General features: G+C 57.3%; 18 protein-coding genes. 4 read left to right on the top strand and 14 right to left on the bottom strand.

Features of this window, described 5'->3' with window-relative positions; genetic code table 11:
- Positions 1-174: 174 nt before the first annotated feature.
- The 11 genes from V8J88_RS01595 to V8J88_RS01545 all read right to left on the bottom strand — a co-directional run bounded on the left by V8J88_RS01595 (position 175) and on the right by V8J88_RS01545 (position 10142).
- Positions 175-1611, bottom strand: coding sequence for a DcaP family trimeric outer membrane transporter (locus tag V8J88_RS01595; RefSeq protein WP_338847394.1), 1437 nt, complete (start codon positions 1609-1611; stop codon positions 175-177).
- Between the two features lie 44 nt (positions 1612-1655).
- Entirely contained in the window at positions 1656-2414 is a 759-nt protein-coding gene (locus V8J88_RS01590) for an amino acid ABC transporter ATP-binding protein (protein ID WP_338849981.1), read from the bottom strand.
- Between the two features lie 2 nt (positions 2415-2416).
- Positions 2417-3190: an amino acid ABC transporter permease gene (locus V8J88_RS01585; protein WP_338849980.1), complete on the bottom strand. Its 774-nt coding sequence runs from the start codon at positions 3188-3190 to the stop codon at positions 2417-2419.
- A 24-nt stretch (positions 3191-3214) separates the two neighbouring features.
- Positions 3215-3982, bottom strand: a complete 768-nt coding sequence (locus V8J88_RS01580; RefSeq protein ID WP_338847393.1) for an ABC transporter substrate-binding protein — start codon at positions 3980-3982, stop codon at positions 3215-3217.
- A 172-nt stretch (positions 3983-4154) separates the two neighbouring features.
- The gene (locus V8J88_RS01575; protein ID WP_338847392.1) at positions 4155-4385 is read right to left on the bottom strand and encodes a hypothetical protein; all 231 of its coding nucleotides are present in this window, start codon (positions 4383-4385) and stop codon (positions 4155-4157) included.
- A gap of 128 nt (positions 4386-4513) precedes the next feature.
- Positions 4514-4699 carry a hypothetical protein gene (locus tag V8J88_RS01570; RefSeq protein WP_338847391.1) on the bottom strand — a complete coding sequence of 62 codons (186 nt, stop codon included), beginning with the start codon at positions 4697-4699 and terminating at the stop codon, positions 4514-4516.
- An 8-nt stretch (positions 4700-4707) separates the two neighbouring features.
- Positions 4708-5190, bottom strand: a complete 483-nt coding sequence (locus tag V8J88_RS01565; protein ID WP_338847390.1) for a hypothetical protein — start codon at positions 5188-5190, stop codon at positions 4708-4710.
- A gap of 27 nt (positions 5191-5217) precedes the next feature.
- Positions 5218-6687, bottom strand: a complete 1470-nt coding sequence (gene astD, locus V8J88_RS01560) for a succinylglutamate-semialdehyde dehydrogenase (protein WP_338847389.1) — start codon at positions 6685-6687, stop codon at positions 5218-5220.
- Positions 6680-7720, bottom strand: coding sequence for an arginine N-succinyltransferase (gene astA / locus V8J88_RS01555; RefSeq protein ID WP_338847388.1), 1041 nt, complete (start codon positions 7718-7720; stop codon positions 6680-6682). The genes astD and astA overlap by 8 nt, the downstream gene beginning before the upstream one ends.
- A gap of 30 nt (positions 7721-7750) precedes the next feature.
- Positions 7751-8767 carry an arginine N-succinyltransferase gene (locus V8J88_RS01550; RefSeq protein WP_338847387.1) on the bottom strand — a complete coding sequence of 339 codons (1017 nt, stop codon included), beginning with the start codon at positions 8765-8767 and terminating at the stop codon, positions 7751-7753.
- Positions 8768-8882: 115 nt separating this feature from the next.
- Positions 8883-10142 carry an acetylornithine/succinyldiaminopimelate transaminase gene (locus V8J88_RS01545; RefSeq protein ID WP_338847386.1) on the bottom strand — a complete coding sequence of 420 codons (1260 nt, stop codon included), beginning with the start codon at positions 10140-10142 and terminating at the stop codon, positions 8883-8885.
- Between the two features lie 359 nt (positions 10143-10501).
- On the opposite strand from V8J88_RS01545, the gene V8J88_RS01540 reads away from it, so the two are divergent.
- The 3 genes from V8J88_RS01540 to V8J88_RS01530 are packed head-to-tail and all read left to right on the top strand — an operon-like array spanning position 10502 to position 11422.
- Complete coding sequence (locus tag V8J88_RS01540) at positions 10502-11014, top strand: hypothetical protein (protein ID WP_338847385.1); 513 nt, start codon at positions 10502-10504, stop codon at positions 11012-11014.
- 2 nt (positions 11015-11016) lie between these two features.
- A complete protein-coding gene (locus V8J88_RS01535) occupies positions 11017-11241 on the top strand; it encodes a hypothetical protein (protein WP_338847384.1) in 225 nt (74 codons plus the stop codon).
- Between the two features lies 1 nt (position 11242).
- Complete coding sequence (locus V8J88_RS01530; protein ID WP_338847383.1) at positions 11243-11422, top strand: hypothetical protein; 180 nt, start codon at positions 11243-11245, stop codon at positions 11420-11422.
- 167 nt (positions 11423-11589) lie between these two features.
- Here V8J88_RS01530 and V8J88_RS01525 read toward each other — a convergent pair whose 3' ends face one another.
- Entirely contained in the window at positions 11590-12246 is a 657-nt protein-coding gene (locus tag V8J88_RS01525; RefSeq protein WP_338847382.1) for a hypothetical protein, read from the bottom strand.
- On the opposite strand from V8J88_RS01525, the gene V8J88_RS01520 reads away from it, so the two are divergent.
- A complete protein-coding gene (locus V8J88_RS01520) occupies positions 12229-12801 on the top strand; it encodes a hypothetical protein (protein WP_338847381.1) in 573 nt (190 codons plus the stop codon). The genes V8J88_RS01525 and V8J88_RS01520 overlap by 18 nt on opposite strands.
- On the opposite strand, the gene V8J88_RS01515 is transcribed toward V8J88_RS01520, so the two are convergent.
- Together V8J88_RS01515 and V8J88_RS01510 are read right to left on the bottom strand one after the other, a co-directional pair.
- Positions 12734-13630, bottom strand: a complete 897-nt coding sequence (locus tag V8J88_RS01515; RefSeq protein WP_338847380.1) for a heme-binding protein — start codon at positions 13628-13630, stop codon at positions 12734-12736. The genes V8J88_RS01520 and V8J88_RS01515 overlap by 68 nt on opposite strands.
- A gap of 88 nt (positions 13631-13718) precedes the next feature.
- A complete protein-coding gene (locus V8J88_RS01510; RefSeq protein WP_338847379.1) occupies positions 13719-14867 on the bottom strand; it encodes an FAD-dependent monooxygenase in 1149 nt (382 codons plus the stop codon).
- Between the last annotated feature and the right edge of the window lies 1 nt (position 14868).

The raw sequence follows: 14868 nt of genomic DNA, 5'->3' as shown, positions 1-14868 counted from the left end.
TGCTTCTCCAATCTCATATAAAAAGGCAATACTGCGCCTCCGCCGCAACTTGTGGCTGCGCGAAGGCCGGGAAACGGCGCAGGTTGGCTGCTGTGTTTCCCTTCGCTTGCAGATTTGACAATCCGCACGCCACAAGCAAACACGCGCCAGGGGAACTGGCGCGTGCGCGGTGGCTTAGTTGAAATAATATTTGGCCGAGAAATCGAGGCGGTTCATCTCGCCGGTTTCCCCTGCCAGGGTCTTACGTTTGCCGTACAGCCATTCGGCGCCGAAATCCACATTCTTCACCGGATTCCAGATAAAGCCCAAATGGGTTTGCCATACCGAGCGGTTGATGCCGAAGCGGCCCGCGTCCAGCCCGTTGGCGCGGGCGAAATCGGTGTAGGCGTTGTCATAGTGTTTTTGTGCGCCGAACACCGCGTTAAAGCGCAGATTCGGCGCAGCTTTGTGTTGATACGCCAACTGCACGCCAAGCGCTTTTTCTTTCAGGATGCGGTTATTCGCCGCATCATAGAAAGCGCCTTCGATGTAGTTGAAGTAACGTCCAATGCCCTGGCCCCAGGTCAGGCCCCACAGCACGATATCGTCACCGGCGGCTTTGATCAGGCCGGAAGCGGCCAGGCCATAGCCCCAGCTGGATGTGCCGACGCCAGTCGCGCCGTCTTTCACCCGCAGCTCATGCGTCACTCCGCGCAGGGACAGGCTGCCCCAGGCAAAGCTCTTATCCCAGCGCGCCACCAGATCCGGCGCGCGCGAGAAGCCCTTGGTGGTGACGGAGCCGGTATTGTCCAGCACATACGAAACCGCGTTTTCCAGCGCAGCGGTAAACACGCCGGAATCCTTGGTGTTGTAGGAATAGCGGATCATCGGCTGACGGATGAAAGTGGCGCCGATGGGGCCATTGAAGTCCACCGTTTCCGGGCCATTGTCCACGTCCATGAAGGTGGACCAGGTTTGGCCGATCAGCAGGCCGCCAAACTGGCCATACGCATGGCGCAGGCGGAAGTTATAGCTGTTGGTGGCTTGCTGGGTGTAGATATTTTTGATGTCGCCGGACACTGCGGCATTGCCGGTGCGCGGGTCGTTATTGAAATCGCCTTCCAGCTTCAAGCCGATCGGGCCATACGGCGACGGGGTGGATGCTTCCACGCCCAGACGCGTGGTGCGCGCATGCAGATAGGTGCGGCCATTGCGGTTGGCTTCCGCCGAGCCGGACAGCGGCACATACGGCACAAAAGAAGCGTAATCGGAATCGCCGTTATCGCCCTTGAATTCCTTGACCATATTCAATTCGGCGAAACCGTAAATGCGCAGCGAGGTTTCCGAATTCGGCAGACGGAAGGAATTTGGAATATCGCCCAGCACCACCGCATCCTTGGCGCGCAATTCGAGATCATCCACTTTGTCTTTCATGGCGCCATGGCCTGCGCCATGCATGCCGGCATGCTTTTCCTGCATCGCGCCCTTGTCTTTTTTCAGCGCTTCCACTTCCGCACGCAAACGACGGATCTCAGCGCGCATTTCCTCGAAATCCTGCGCCGACTGCGCTTGCACGCCTTGCACCGCGCCCAGGCCCAGCAAGGCCGCCATCATCACAGACCGCTTACCCATCCTTGTTCTCCTTGTCTTCAATGCCCGTTTGCCGGGCTTGTATGTCAATGGTTATGAATCTGTCCCAAAAAACTGCGGATGCGGTCATTTCCCGCATCATTGAAAAACTGCTGCGGCGGCGCTTCGGCCAGGATCTGTCCTTTTTCAAAGAAGATCACGCGGTCGGAGACATCGCGCGCAAAACCCATTTCATGTGTCACCACGATCATGGTCATGCCGGTTTTGGCGAGGTCTTTCATGACATCCAGCACTTCCTTGATCATTTCCGGATCCAGCGCGGAAGTCGGCTCGTCAAACAACATCACTTTGGGCGACATCGCCAGCGCGCGCGCAATCGCCACCCGCTGTTGCTGCCCGCCCGACATCTGGTGCGGGTATTTGTGCGAGTGTTCCGCCAATCCGACTTTTTTCAACAAATCGAGCGCCACGCCGTTGGCCTGCTCACGGCTCATGCCGCGCAAACGGCGCGGCGCGAGCGTGATATTGTCCAGCACTGACAGATGCGGAAACAGATTAAAGCTCTGAAACACCATGCCGACTTCGCGCCGGATCGCGTCCAGATTTTTCACATTGTCATTGAGTTCAATGCCGTCAATCACAATGCTGCCGCTGTCATGCGTTTCCAAGCGGTTCAGGGTGCGCAGGAAAGTCGATTTGCCGGAGCCGGAGGCGCCGATAATGACCGTCACTTCGCCGGCCCAGAATTCAGCCGAGACATCTTTTAAGGCATGAAACGCGCCAAAATGCTTGTTCACGTTTTTGGCTGTGATCAGGGGTTTGTCCCCACGCTGTTTGGCTTGCATGCTCATTTGTGGCGCTCCACATCCAATTGGCGCTCAATCGCGTCTGACACCTGGGTCATGAGCGTGGTCAGCACCAGATAAATCGCGGCCACCGTGATAAACACCGGCACCGGTTCAAAGGAAGCGGATTTGACCTGATTGCCGATATTCGACAATTCCACCACCCCGATCACATACGCCAGACTGGAGTCTTTCAACAGTGACACAATGTTGTTGACCAGGGCCGGCAGCGAGATACGGAAGGCTTGCGGAAAAATCACATCAATGAATGTCTGAAACGATGACAAACCGAGCGAGCGCGCCGCCTCATGCTGGCCGCGCGGCACCGCCAGAATGCCGGCGCGGATCGCTTCGGCATTGTAGGCGCCGACATTCAAAGCCAGCGCAATCACGGCGGCCTGGAACTCGGTGAAATTGCTGCCATTGGGCAGGGTGATGGAAAACGCAAACATCACTTGCACCAACAGCGGCGTGCCACGGAACACCCAGATGTAAAACGAAGCCAGCATGCGCAATGGCCAGATGCTGGACAATTTGGCCAAGGCGGCGATCACGCCCAGCAAAACCCCGGCCAGGCCGGCGACCACGGTGAGTTGCACCGTCATACGCGAGCCTTCGGCGAATTGCTGCGCCGCCGGGCCGATCGGCGCCGGCAGCCAGGACAGGGGCGTGGCCATCAGCCACAGAAACAGCAGCATCAGGATGATGGCGGTCGCCACTGTGACCGCGCTCTTTTTTTCGCGCGACCAGCCGGGCGGGAACATGTTGGCGGGAATCAAAGCCTCTCTCCAGTCATGCCGTTATTTGCAGCGCACGTCTTCTTTCATGTACTTTTCCGACAGCGCTTTATATGTGCCGTCAGCCATGACTTCAGCCAGCGCTTTATCCCAGGCGCCAGCGAGCGAGGTATTGCCTTTTTTCACGGCGGAGGCGACGCGCTCAACGAACAGGAAATCACCCAGTTTCATGCCGGCAGGATTGGCTTCCATCGCGGTTTTGGCGACGAAACGGTCAGACACCCAGGCATCCACCCGGCCCGAAGTCAAAGCGGCGCGCGCATCGGTGTCAGCCGGATAGTTTTTGACTTCTTTGATGCCCGGCACTTTTTTGACGTTTTCAAAATAGGTGGTGCCGGTTTGTGCGGCCACCACTTTGCCGCTCAGATCGCCCACGGTTTTGACCGAGCCATCGCGCGACACGATCACACCGCCGCTGCAATAGTGCGGAGCGGTGAACAGCACCGCTTTGGAACGCTCTTCGGTGATGCCGAAAGACGCGATCACCAGATCCCAGCGGTCTTGCCGCAAGCCGGCCAGCAAGGCGTCAAACGAGAGTGATTTCCACTCGAACTTCAAACCCATCTTTTTCACCACGGCTTCTGCCAGTTCAACTTCAAAGCCGGTCAGTTTCGAGCCTTGCATATAGTTGAATGGAGGATACAAGCCTTCAGTGGCGAGGATGATCTTGCCATCGGCCTTGATTTCATCCAGGGTGCGCGCCATGACCTGGGGGGCGCTGCAGGCAAACACAGCGGCTAAGGCAATCGCAAGATGTTTCAAACGTTTCATGATGTCTCCTGGCTAAAGTGGAATCCCGGGATAGTACTGTAAAGCGCCGCCGCCACGCTATGCGTACTAATGCGTAGGCTGCTTTTGTTATGGTTTTACAACGATTTACAAGCTGAACTGCGAAAAACTTGTGTTTCTGTGCTGCTCTGATTCTTTTGTGCATCAAACCGGATCACAAGGGGCCCCCTTTTGCGGCAATCAGTTTTTTTAAGAGGCTCTGAGCAACCAGGTAATCCTCATGTTCGCCGCCTTGCGCATTCTGCTCAGACCTCTTGAGCAGGGCATCCATATAACTCATCGCCATCACAATGGCATGCTCCAATTGCAATCCAGTCAATTCTATTGTGTATTTTTTAGCATCCATATCACTGCAATGAGCACGACGCCCCAACTCGACCGTCATTCCCGAATGCTTTTATCGGGAATCCAGCAAGCCAACTTTGCGCGCAGCGCTGATATTGCTTTTCCAATTCCTTTGCCATGCCACCGCTGTCGGATGCCGGGTAGGCGTTTCGTTCCGCCAAGCCTGGTTTACCCTTTTAAATCGGGGCATCCATCCTGTAAGGCTTTAAGTAAAGCCTGAACGTACAATATATCGTTCCCGGCATCCTCTAGATCCTCACCGCTTTCTTCAAAAAGCTTCTTTGCATACTGATTAAGCGCCACAACAATCGTTCCGACTTCGCCTATACTCAGATCATAGTGATAGGTTTTCATACAAATCCTCACTCAAGAAAAGCAACCACATCACTCCCCCGGGGACTGAACGGGACCATCGCAACCAGCGACAAAAATGCTCGAACAGTCATCTCCCGTTCTACCGTCAGCGTACAATGCCCGGGAGGATGACCGTCATAAATCAATTTGAGCCCCGCCGGAATTGGGTGATTCTGATCAATTCCCCACCAATGAACTTTCTTTTGCTTGCTTTTTTCAATGACCTTTCGCAAGGTGTCATCAAGCACAACCATGCCGTTTTGTAGTGACTTCTCCAAGAAAAGTGACACACCCTGACCTGGAGAGACAACAAAATCATCTTGAGCATCACTCTCAATACGGCCAGGCAAATGCTTCATATCCAAATCAGCAAACCTTAGATAATCAACATTTGGCTTTGCCGCCGCCCCGCCTCTGAAGACATCAGTCTCCAGTGATATGTCAATCGCCCATAAAACTGTTCCCGGAGTTGGAAATTTCACATCGGCCATACAAGCTCCAATTCGGGGGAGTGCTTCTTAAAAATGCAAACCCGGCGACAGCTTGGCCGGCATTTCCAACTGGCTGTTTTCAATCGAAGCCACCGGATAGGCGCAGTAATCCGCCGCATAGTAGGCGCTAGGCTTGTGGTTGCCGGATTTGCCCACGCCGCCAAACGGCGCGGTGCTGGCAGCGCCGGTGGTCGGGCGGTTCCAATTGACGATGCCGGCTTGCGCTTCCAGCAAGAATTCCTGCCACAGCGCGGCGTCATCCGACAACAGTGCGGCGGCCAGGCCAAATTCGGTGTTGTTCGCCACTTGCATCGCTGCAGCGAAATCCTTGACGCGGAAAATTTGCAGCAAGGGGCCGAACCATTCCTCGTCGGCAATCCCCTGCACCCCGGTGACATCGACGATGCCGGCGGACACAAAACCCGTGCCTTCTTGCAAATGGCGCATTTGCAGCAGCGATTTGCCGCCCTTGTCCAGCAGCGATTGATAGGCGCCCAGCAGATTTTGCGCCACTTTGGCCGACACCACCGGCCCCATGAAAGGCTGCGGATCAGCATCTTGCGGGCCGACCGTCAGACGGCTGGCCACCTCCACCAAACGCGCAATAAAGGCTTCGCCGGCGGCATTGTCTTGCACAATCAGGCGGCGCGCGCAGGTGCAGCGCTGACCGGCGCTGACAAAAGCCGATTGAATGGTGTGATGCACTGCCGCGTCCACATTCTTGACATCCCACACCAGCAGCGGATTATTGCCGCCCATTTCCAGCGCCAGCATCTTATCGACCTGGCCGGCGAACATTTTGTGGAAGGCGATCCCGGTCTGGCAGCTGCCGGTGAATAAAATGCCATTGATTTCCGGGTTTTGCACCAGCGCCGCGCCGGTATCGCGCGCGCCATTCACCAAATTCAAAACGCCCTTGGGCAAGCCGGCCATTTCCCACAGCTGCACGGTCTTGATCGCGCTTTGCGGCGCATATTCCGAGGGTTTGAAAACAATCGTGTTGCCGGCGATCAAGGCCGGCACGATATGGCCATTCGGCAAATGGCCGGGGAAGTTGTAAGGGCCGAACACGGCAAACACGCCGTGCGGACGGTGGCGCAGCACCGCATCGCCATCCGCCACTTTATTGCTGACCGAACCGGTGCGCGCATGATAGGACTGGATCGAGATATCCACCTTATTCGCCATAGTCGCAACTTCGGTGCGCGCTTCCCACATCGGTTTGCCGACTTCCTGCGCAATCAGCTGCGCCAATTCTTCGGTGTTTTCTTTGAGCAAATCGCGAAAACGCACGCACACCGCGATCCGCTCATCCAATGCGGTTCTGGCCCAGGGTTTGAAGGCGGCGCGGGCGGCGCGGCAAGCCGCATCGACCTCTTCCGCGCTGGCTTGATTGCCTTCCCAGGTCACAGCGCCATTGGCCGGATTGATGGCGGTGAAAGCGCTCCCGCTGCCGTTCACCCAAACGCCGTCGATCAAATGATTGTGCTTATTCATTATTCGTCCTTTTCAAATTGAGTGAGAGCGTACGCACCGCTTCGCCTGAGTGACATTGCAACAGGCGCTGATCGCTTTCAGAAAGCGCGATACGGCCATGATCCGGTGAAACATGCGCCACAATCATGCGGAAGTCGCGCAAGATGGTGTTGGACACCAGGTAAGGTTCGCCGCCGTATTCGGCCACATTCGGGCTGGCGTCGATCACCGACAATGCGCTTTCACGCATGGCGCGCAATTCGCGCACGCGCGCACGCAGCACCGGGCCGGCATCAAAAATATCGACATAGCCATCGAAATACATGCCTTCCTGCTCCAGCAGACGGCGCGCCGGCGCAGTGTTGTCGTGCACCTTGCCGATTGCTTCTTGCGCATCCTGCGGCAGATAGTCGCAATAAATCGGCTGACGCGGCATCAATTCGGCAATAAAGGATTTCTGTCCCTTGGCGGTCAGTTCATCGCAATTATCAAATTCCATCTTGAAGAAATGCCGTCCCAGCGCCTCATAAAACGGCGAACCGCCCTGCGGCAATTGATAGCCGCGCATCTCAGCGATGATTTTTTCGGTGAACAAATGCGGGAATTGGGCGATGAATAAGAAACGGCTCTTCGACAGCAATTTGCCATTTGTGCCTTTGCGGTAATCCGGGTGCAAAAACAGTGAGCACAGTTCGGAATGCCCGGTCAGGTCATTCGACAGATACAGCGTTTCCATGCGCGTGAAAATATTCAATTCGCGACTGGAATGCACCAGCGTGCCGATGCGGTAGTTATAAAACGGCTCGGTCAGGCCGACCGCGCCCTTGATCGCACACACCCCGGCCATGCAGCCACGGCTGGTGTCTTCCATCACAAACAGATAATCGCGCTGCTCAGGCGGAATGGTTTCGGCAAACGAGGCGCACGCCACCTCCACCCGGTCGCCCAGGAGTTTGCGATCGGGCTTCAAGGTGGTCATGCCGCTGCCGACTTGCGCCGCCATCTCCAGCAGGGGGTCCAAATCGTCGGGTTTGATTGCTCTGACAACTAGCATGGGAATCTCGCAAGATAGAGCGCGCAGGCTTTACGCCGGCACGCACAAAACTTCATCACCGGCCTGCACGCGCAGGGCCGCCATTTGCGCCGCATCCAGCAGCAAGACATCGTCACGCAAAGCGGCGCGCAGATGGGCGGCGCGGAAATCCGCCTGCCGCACACTGCCCACCAGCCAGTCAGCCGCCTCAGCGTCGGCCTGTCCCGCCGCCACCTGATAGCGGCGCGCCTGCTGCACGGTGCGCAAAGAATCGCGGTGCGCTTGCAAAATCGGCCCGCCGTCAAAGATGTCGATATATTCGTCCGCCGCAAAGCCTTCCGCGCTCAACAGCGAAAACGGTAATTCGGCTTCGGGGTGGCTCTGTCCCAGCACGGCTTGCGCGGCCGCCGGCAACAGCGGCACATACACCGGATAATGCGGCATCAGCTCGACGATCAGGGTGCGGTTGCGCGCGCCTTCGACCGCATGCTCGGCATCCAGAAAATCCATCTGGAAAAACTTGCGTCCCAGCGCATCCCAAAACGGGCTTTGGCCGTTCGCATCCGAGACCCCGGCCAGCGAAACAAAGAAACGGTCGCCAAAGCGCTGCGGCGCCATTGCGGCAAACAACAGCCGGGCGCGCGACAGCAAGGCGGCTTCGGTCTGGGCTTGCGGATGAATGAAAAAGCTCGACAATTGCGAGCAGGCGGTCAATTCGGAACACAGCGAGAGCGCATGCACATTGTGGCTGATGTTCAAATCGCGCGAGACCTGCTGCACCACATCGTTGCGGAAAGCAAAATAGGTGCCATTGCTGCCGGCAGTGGCGAAAATCGTGGCGCAACCAGCCACACCGCCCGCCGCATCCTGCAGCACAAACATATACGATTCCTCACTTGGAATCTCGACCTGTGCGGCAAACGAGGCGATTGAGCGGCGCACTGCGCGCAGCAGGTTTTCCGGGGTGCGCGGCAGCGTATGCACGCCACGCGCAGCCTGCCGCGCCAGAGCTTCCAGCGCGGGGATATCGTCCAAGGCCACCGGGCGCACGACATAGCTGGCGGACATCTTGTTACTCCTGTCAACGAAAAATGCCGCGCTTACGCACGGCCGGGGGTGAATGATTCGTTAGGGAGATCCAGCCCGCCTTGCAGCGGGCCGCCTGACGACTGTTACGATTCTTTTATTTCTTGTCTTGCGCAAACACGGCAGCCGTATCATGCATGATCTTAGAGGCTTGCGCGATCTGTTCATCCGACACCGTCAAAGCCGGCGCCACGCGCACCACATCAGGCCCTGCGATCAAAATCATCAGACCATTTGCCTCACATGCTTTCTGGAAATCTTTCGAGCGGCCTTTGAAATCCGGGGCCATCAAGAGACCGCGCAGCAAGCCGGCGCCACGGGTGGCGCTGAACACTTGCGGGAAAGCGTCGATCAGGCTTTGCAACACAGCGTGCATTTTTTCGCCGGCTTCACGCACGCGCGCCAGGAAGCTGTCCTGATTGATGATGGCCAGCACATTCAAGGCCACCGTGGCGGCCAGCGGGTTGCCGCCGTAAGTGGTGCCGTGGCTGCCGATATTGAGTTCAGCGCCGATTGCCGCCGTGGTCAGCATGGCGCCGATCGGGAAACCATTGCCCAGGGCTTTGGCGGTGGTCAGGATGTCCGGCGTCACGCCATAACCCTGATAGGCGTACAAATGGCCGGTGCGGCCCACGCCGGTTTGCACTTCATCAAAAATCAGCAGCGCGCCTTTTTCATTACAGATGTCGCGCAAGCCTTGCAGGTATTCCTTGGTGGCCGGCAGCACGCCGCCTTCGCCTTGCACCGGCTCCACCACCACCGCGCACACATCATCGCCAATCGCAGCGCGCGCAGCTTCCAGGTCATTGTAAGGAATATGGTCGATGCCGCCCGGCAGCGGGGCGAAACCTTCGGTGTATTTCGGCTGCCCGCCAACCGAGACGGTGAACAGGGTGCGGCCATGGAAGGAATTCAGGGCGGCGATGATGCGGAATTTTTTGCCTTCGCTCTTTTTGTGGGCATATTTGCGCGCCAGTTTGAACGCGGCTTCATTCGCTTCCGCGCCGGAATTGCAAAAGAACACGCGTTCAGCGAAGGTGGCGTCGGTTAAAGCCTTGCCCAGACGCAGCACCGGTTCATTGGTGTAGGCATTGCTCAAATGCCACAGCTTGCCGGCTTGCTCGGTCAGCGCCGCCACCAGTTGCGGATGGGCGTGGCCCAGGCTGTTGACGGCGATGCCGGAAGTGAAATCAAGGAATTGACGGCCATTTTGGTCCCACACATCCAAGCCTGCGCCGCGCACCAGCACCATTTGCGCCGGAGCGTAGCTGGGCACGATCACCTCATCAAAGGTGGCGCGGGTGACAGGAGCGTTCAAAGCGGAAGCCGGCGTCGATGCGTGCGATACGGTAGTCATTGCAATCCCCATCTGGATAAAAAAATGTGAAAGCATTATAGGAAAGGCGGGACGCAATTTCTTTTAAATCTGCGACAGAAATTTCATTAATTACGCCTGCTGCAACGCAGCAGGCGACTTGCAGAGACAAGCGTCCGCTTACCACCCCACCTGACCTCCACTCAGCCACACGGATTCGAGCCACATCTTCAGCCCAGGAAAGATGCATGAGGCGCATACTCGCGCATCAAACACAATGCTTTTTATGCAATTTAAATTGAAAAAAAACAATCAAGCTGACAACTATTACAGGAGCAATGCACATGTGGATTCGTTAACATGCTTCCCTCCTGCCTCCCCCCTTACACAGGTGATGAAATATGCAAATGACACACATTGATGCAGAGGCGCGATATGCGCAACTGCGTCTAACGGCGTTAAAAGCCGCTCAAGCGCAAACACCATCGAATCTGGGCTTGTCCTTCCGTTTGTTTGATGATGATGCGTTTGCGGCATCAAAAGCCTGGTCCGCTTTCAGCGAACGCAGAGTCAATTGGGACTGGCTGTACAGTTACCCTGCATTCAAATTCCGACACCCTAAGAGATTTGAATTGGCTTTATGGCATCAGAACAACCTTGCCTCCCTCTCTCTAGGCAGGCCGACCCGGAATGCCGCTGGATTGCGCTTGGATTTCTTAGAGGGAAGTCCGGAAAATCGCAACTTGAAAGTTGTACCATTCGTATTACTTGCAATGGCAGTGTATGCTGAGTCATTGGGTGCGACGGAAATCCGTTTGGTGCAACCCATCAACGATACCGTGAGAAAATACTATGAAGGCTTTGGTATGCAGTACGTGCGCAAAGGCGACTTTCTCTTTATGCGCTTAGGATAATCATGGGAAAAATTCTGGACTTTGGCGCTGAAAGAAAAAAGCGCAAACCCCGCTCAACTGAAGAAGCAGCGCAAGCAGCCTACCGGCGTTTTTGTCTGCCTGAGTTTATCGCCAGCCTGCCTGATGAGCCGCCTGCAATTGCATCTGGAAAAGCTGCTGCCGATGGCGGTTTTATCAGAGAAGATGAAGACGACATATCAGCAGACCAAGCCATCAAGGATGAATGACATGCAAAAAAAATTTTTGCACATACCCGAAACTGCTGAGCAGAAAATTGCACTTGCGCATGAAATGTCCCCAAGCCAGGCGCAACAGAAGCTGCCAAGCATCGCGATCAAATATGCTCAACGTCTGAAAATTCCGCAAGCGACAGAGCATTTACTGCTCAGCAAAAAAACATCCGTGTAGCACAGCAGGCCAGCAATCCAATAATGGGGATGGATTTTATATGTTGGTATAAGCACATCTTGACGATCATGCACTGCCATTTTTCGCGCAATCTGCTTTACAAATGACGCTGCGCAAGCATGCGTTCAGGCGGGCATATCCGCCGAGCGTGGCATCGAAGATGACATCTATAGCATTGACGCATCCTGCGGACAATACTTGCGCGGCGAGAGCGCCTTCACCGCATCGTCTGCCGCCAGCCTTAATTGCAGCTGAACTTCGGGACTGACATCTGCGAAGGCAATATCGGGGACGGCAGATGGCGATTTTCCCGATACGGTGGCATACAGCATGAGGGCAGCCAGTTGTGCGCCCGCAGCGGCAGAATGGTTGCCGTCAGCGGCGTACAAAGCCAGGCCGGGATGGCGCTGCAAGGCAATCTCCCATGCCTGCCCGATGGGTGCGATACAAGCCGGGGCTTGCTGCGCGATAGAGACATGGAGCGTGAAGATACGCCCGGTTTCGTCAATATCGCGGCGCGGCCATTCGGGAAACAGCACCGGTAAAGCCCCGGCCTGCCGCGCCATTCTGACCAGATTCACCGCCTCAGCGATGGAGTAAGAAAACGCCCCTGAGCTGCTGTATTTCTGCGCCTGCAAAATCACATAATGCCAGGATTGGCCTTTGAGCAAGGCCAGGGTCTGGGCATCTTTCAGATGCCCGTCGAGAAACAGGCTGGCCGGCGCCGCCACCACCGCCACTGTCTTGCCCGGATGACTGGCGCGCAACATCGCCTCAAGCCGCGCAGGCAAACTGCTGAAGTGGGTATGACTGTTCCCCATCATGAGAACCTTGATATCCGCACTGACTGGCGGCGTATTGCTATTGCCGGTATTGCTGCCACTATTATTGGCAACGTTATTGCTGTTACTGGCTTGCGGCGCGCTGCCCGCGCCACCGCCGCAGGCGGTGACGGCCATACAGAGCCAAAGCGCGGCAAAAAAACGCGCCAGGCGCAGCGCTTTTTGTCGCGCAATATCCGGATAACTCATCTCATGCCCGCCTTAAAACAGCCTTGCGTAATTCATTATGGTTTTGAATTTCGACGCTCATCGAATAAAGATTATATCGGCCAAGCCAGATATTTTTCCGCGCAGTTATGGCAATGCGCGTGCAGTTTTCAGAGGAAAAATCGCACAATAGCAGAATACGCCGCCGAATCATCAGCAAACACAGCATACCGGGGCAGCACTTCCAAGCGCGCCGCCGGAAAGCGCAGCAAGATGGCGGCGCCATGCAATCGCGCCGCCATCTCAAACCGCATCAAAATGATTATGCAACCTTGCTCAAGGTATTCGCATCCACATGCGCAAACTGCACCGGCTGCCCGCCAATCATGAATTGCAGCACGATGTTTTGCCAGTACTGCAAGCGGGTCGTGCCATCATCCAAATACAAAATAAACCAGGAAGTCCACATCGACAGCACCTGCCCGTTTTGCTGCTCAAACGGGATATTCGACACCCCGCCCGGCCCTTGCGTGCCGACATCAATGCGCACCGCGCGCACGATATTACCCAGGCCTTGCGCGGCCCGGCGCAAGGCGTCTGCCGGATCGGGCACGGGCTGGTGGCCGCCGGTGAACGGCGGCATCGCCGGCGGATTCGGATAGCCGGGGATACCGCCGCCCAATTCATACGCCTGTCCCAGCATCAATAGCGAATTGCCATGCGGCACCGAAACCTGTTTGTTATATTGATCCGCCGGATTTTGCGCCGGAATCCCGCCCGGCGGCGGCGGCACAGTGCCGGGGCCGAAGGGGCCATCCAATTGCGGGCCGATATTGTGATACAACCATGTGCCGTTTTCTGCATGAATCAGGGTATCCACCGCGCTCGCAGGCACGCCCGGGCCGGGCGCAAAAAATACGCGCTGCTCATAAAACAGCACACCGGAAGACTGCGTGAAACTGCCCGCGCGGTTAGGGGCGCCGCCTGCGATCGGCGAAAACGTGATTTCCTCGTAATACGGGAAATTTTTTAAAATATAGCCGCCTGGGGCCGTGGTTTGCGGCAGCGGCATCACATTAAAACCAGTCGCCGCTGTGCCGGTCGGACTGTTCCAGGTACCGATAAAATCATTCAAATAACCCAGGTTTTGCGGGCCTGTCACCGGAGTCTGATTAGGATATGGGATCAAGGGCGTGCTGATATCGGGTGGCGTAGTCATACTGTGCTCTCCTCAGAAAAGACGCGCCGGCGTTGGCGACGGCGCAAACAACGACGATTGCGGCAAAGCCTGTGCGCACAAGCCGCGCTCAAGCCGCCTGCGCTGCCGACAAATGACGTCTGGCCCAAAACGGCGCGCCGGCAAAGCGCCGCTCCGCGCCATATTGCCGGCGCAAGCCGGCCACATAGCGCTGTAATTCCGCGCGCAATTGCTGCGCGCATCGTTGCTGTATTTGCAGCGCCTGATGAAAATCTTGCGCCAGCCAGGACAGGATGGCCGGCGTCATGCGGCGCGCATCGGCCAACGCCGCCGCCACGCCGGAAGAGGTCAAGGGATCAAACGCCATCGCGGCGTCGCCAAGCGCGGCCCAGCCCGGGCCGCAGCTGTGCGGTAAAAATGCGCTGTGCGCAGCCACCGTCATAGTGTCGCCTGCCACTGGGACAGCTGGCAGCAGGCGCGCCAGATGCCGGGTGGCGCGCCAGGCTTGCGGCACATCAATCGACTCCATCAAGTCCGCATCGCTCATCAACATGGCGATGCAGCCGCCCTCTGCTTGCGGCGCGGCATACCACCAGCCTTCAGGCCGGCTTTCCACCAGCGAGCAGCCATCCAAATCATGCGCGCAGTCCAGGCGCCACACCCGCGCCACCAGATTATCCAAGCGCTGCGGCTGCAATCCCAGATGACGCACCAGCGGCGCGCGGCGGCCGCCGGCGTCGAGTAAAAAAGCGGCCTGGATTTCTTGCAAGCCATTCACATCCGCCACCTGCACACGCCACGGCTGCCCCGGCGCGCCCGGCGCTTGCAGCCCCGTCACATGCGCCGCTTGCAACAGCTGCGCGCCTGCCGCTTGCGCCTGCGCGCGCAAAGCCGTGTTCATGGCAGCGCGCGCCACATGCAAGCCATGCGGCGCGCCGCCCTGCGCATCAGTCTGGCGCCAGGCCAGCGCGCGCGCGCTGAATGCATGCCGGCTTAGTTGCGCACTGCCCCAGGCGGATAAATTGGCGTGATACGGCCAGCACCAAGCCGGCAAGGCCGCGCCGGCTGGCGGCAATACGCCCAGCGCGCGCAACGCCGGGATCACATCCGGCGTCAGCGATTCACCCACTGCGCGCGCTGCGCTATCCGGCGCACGCTCGACCAGCAGCACGCGCCGCACGCCGGCTTGCAATAAGCCGAGCGCAGCGGCGCAGCCGGCCACGCCGGCGCCGACGATCAAGACTTCACAGTCCGCCATC

Origin of the sequence: Massilia sp. W12 (assembly GCF_037300705.1) — a bacterium.
In the GTDB taxonomy this organism is placed as follows: Bacteria; Pseudomonadota; Gammaproteobacteria; order Burkholderiales; family Burkholderiaceae_D; genus JACPVY01.
Note: the sequence above shows the minus strand (reverse complement) of the source record. Positions and strands in the feature narration are given on the sequence as shown.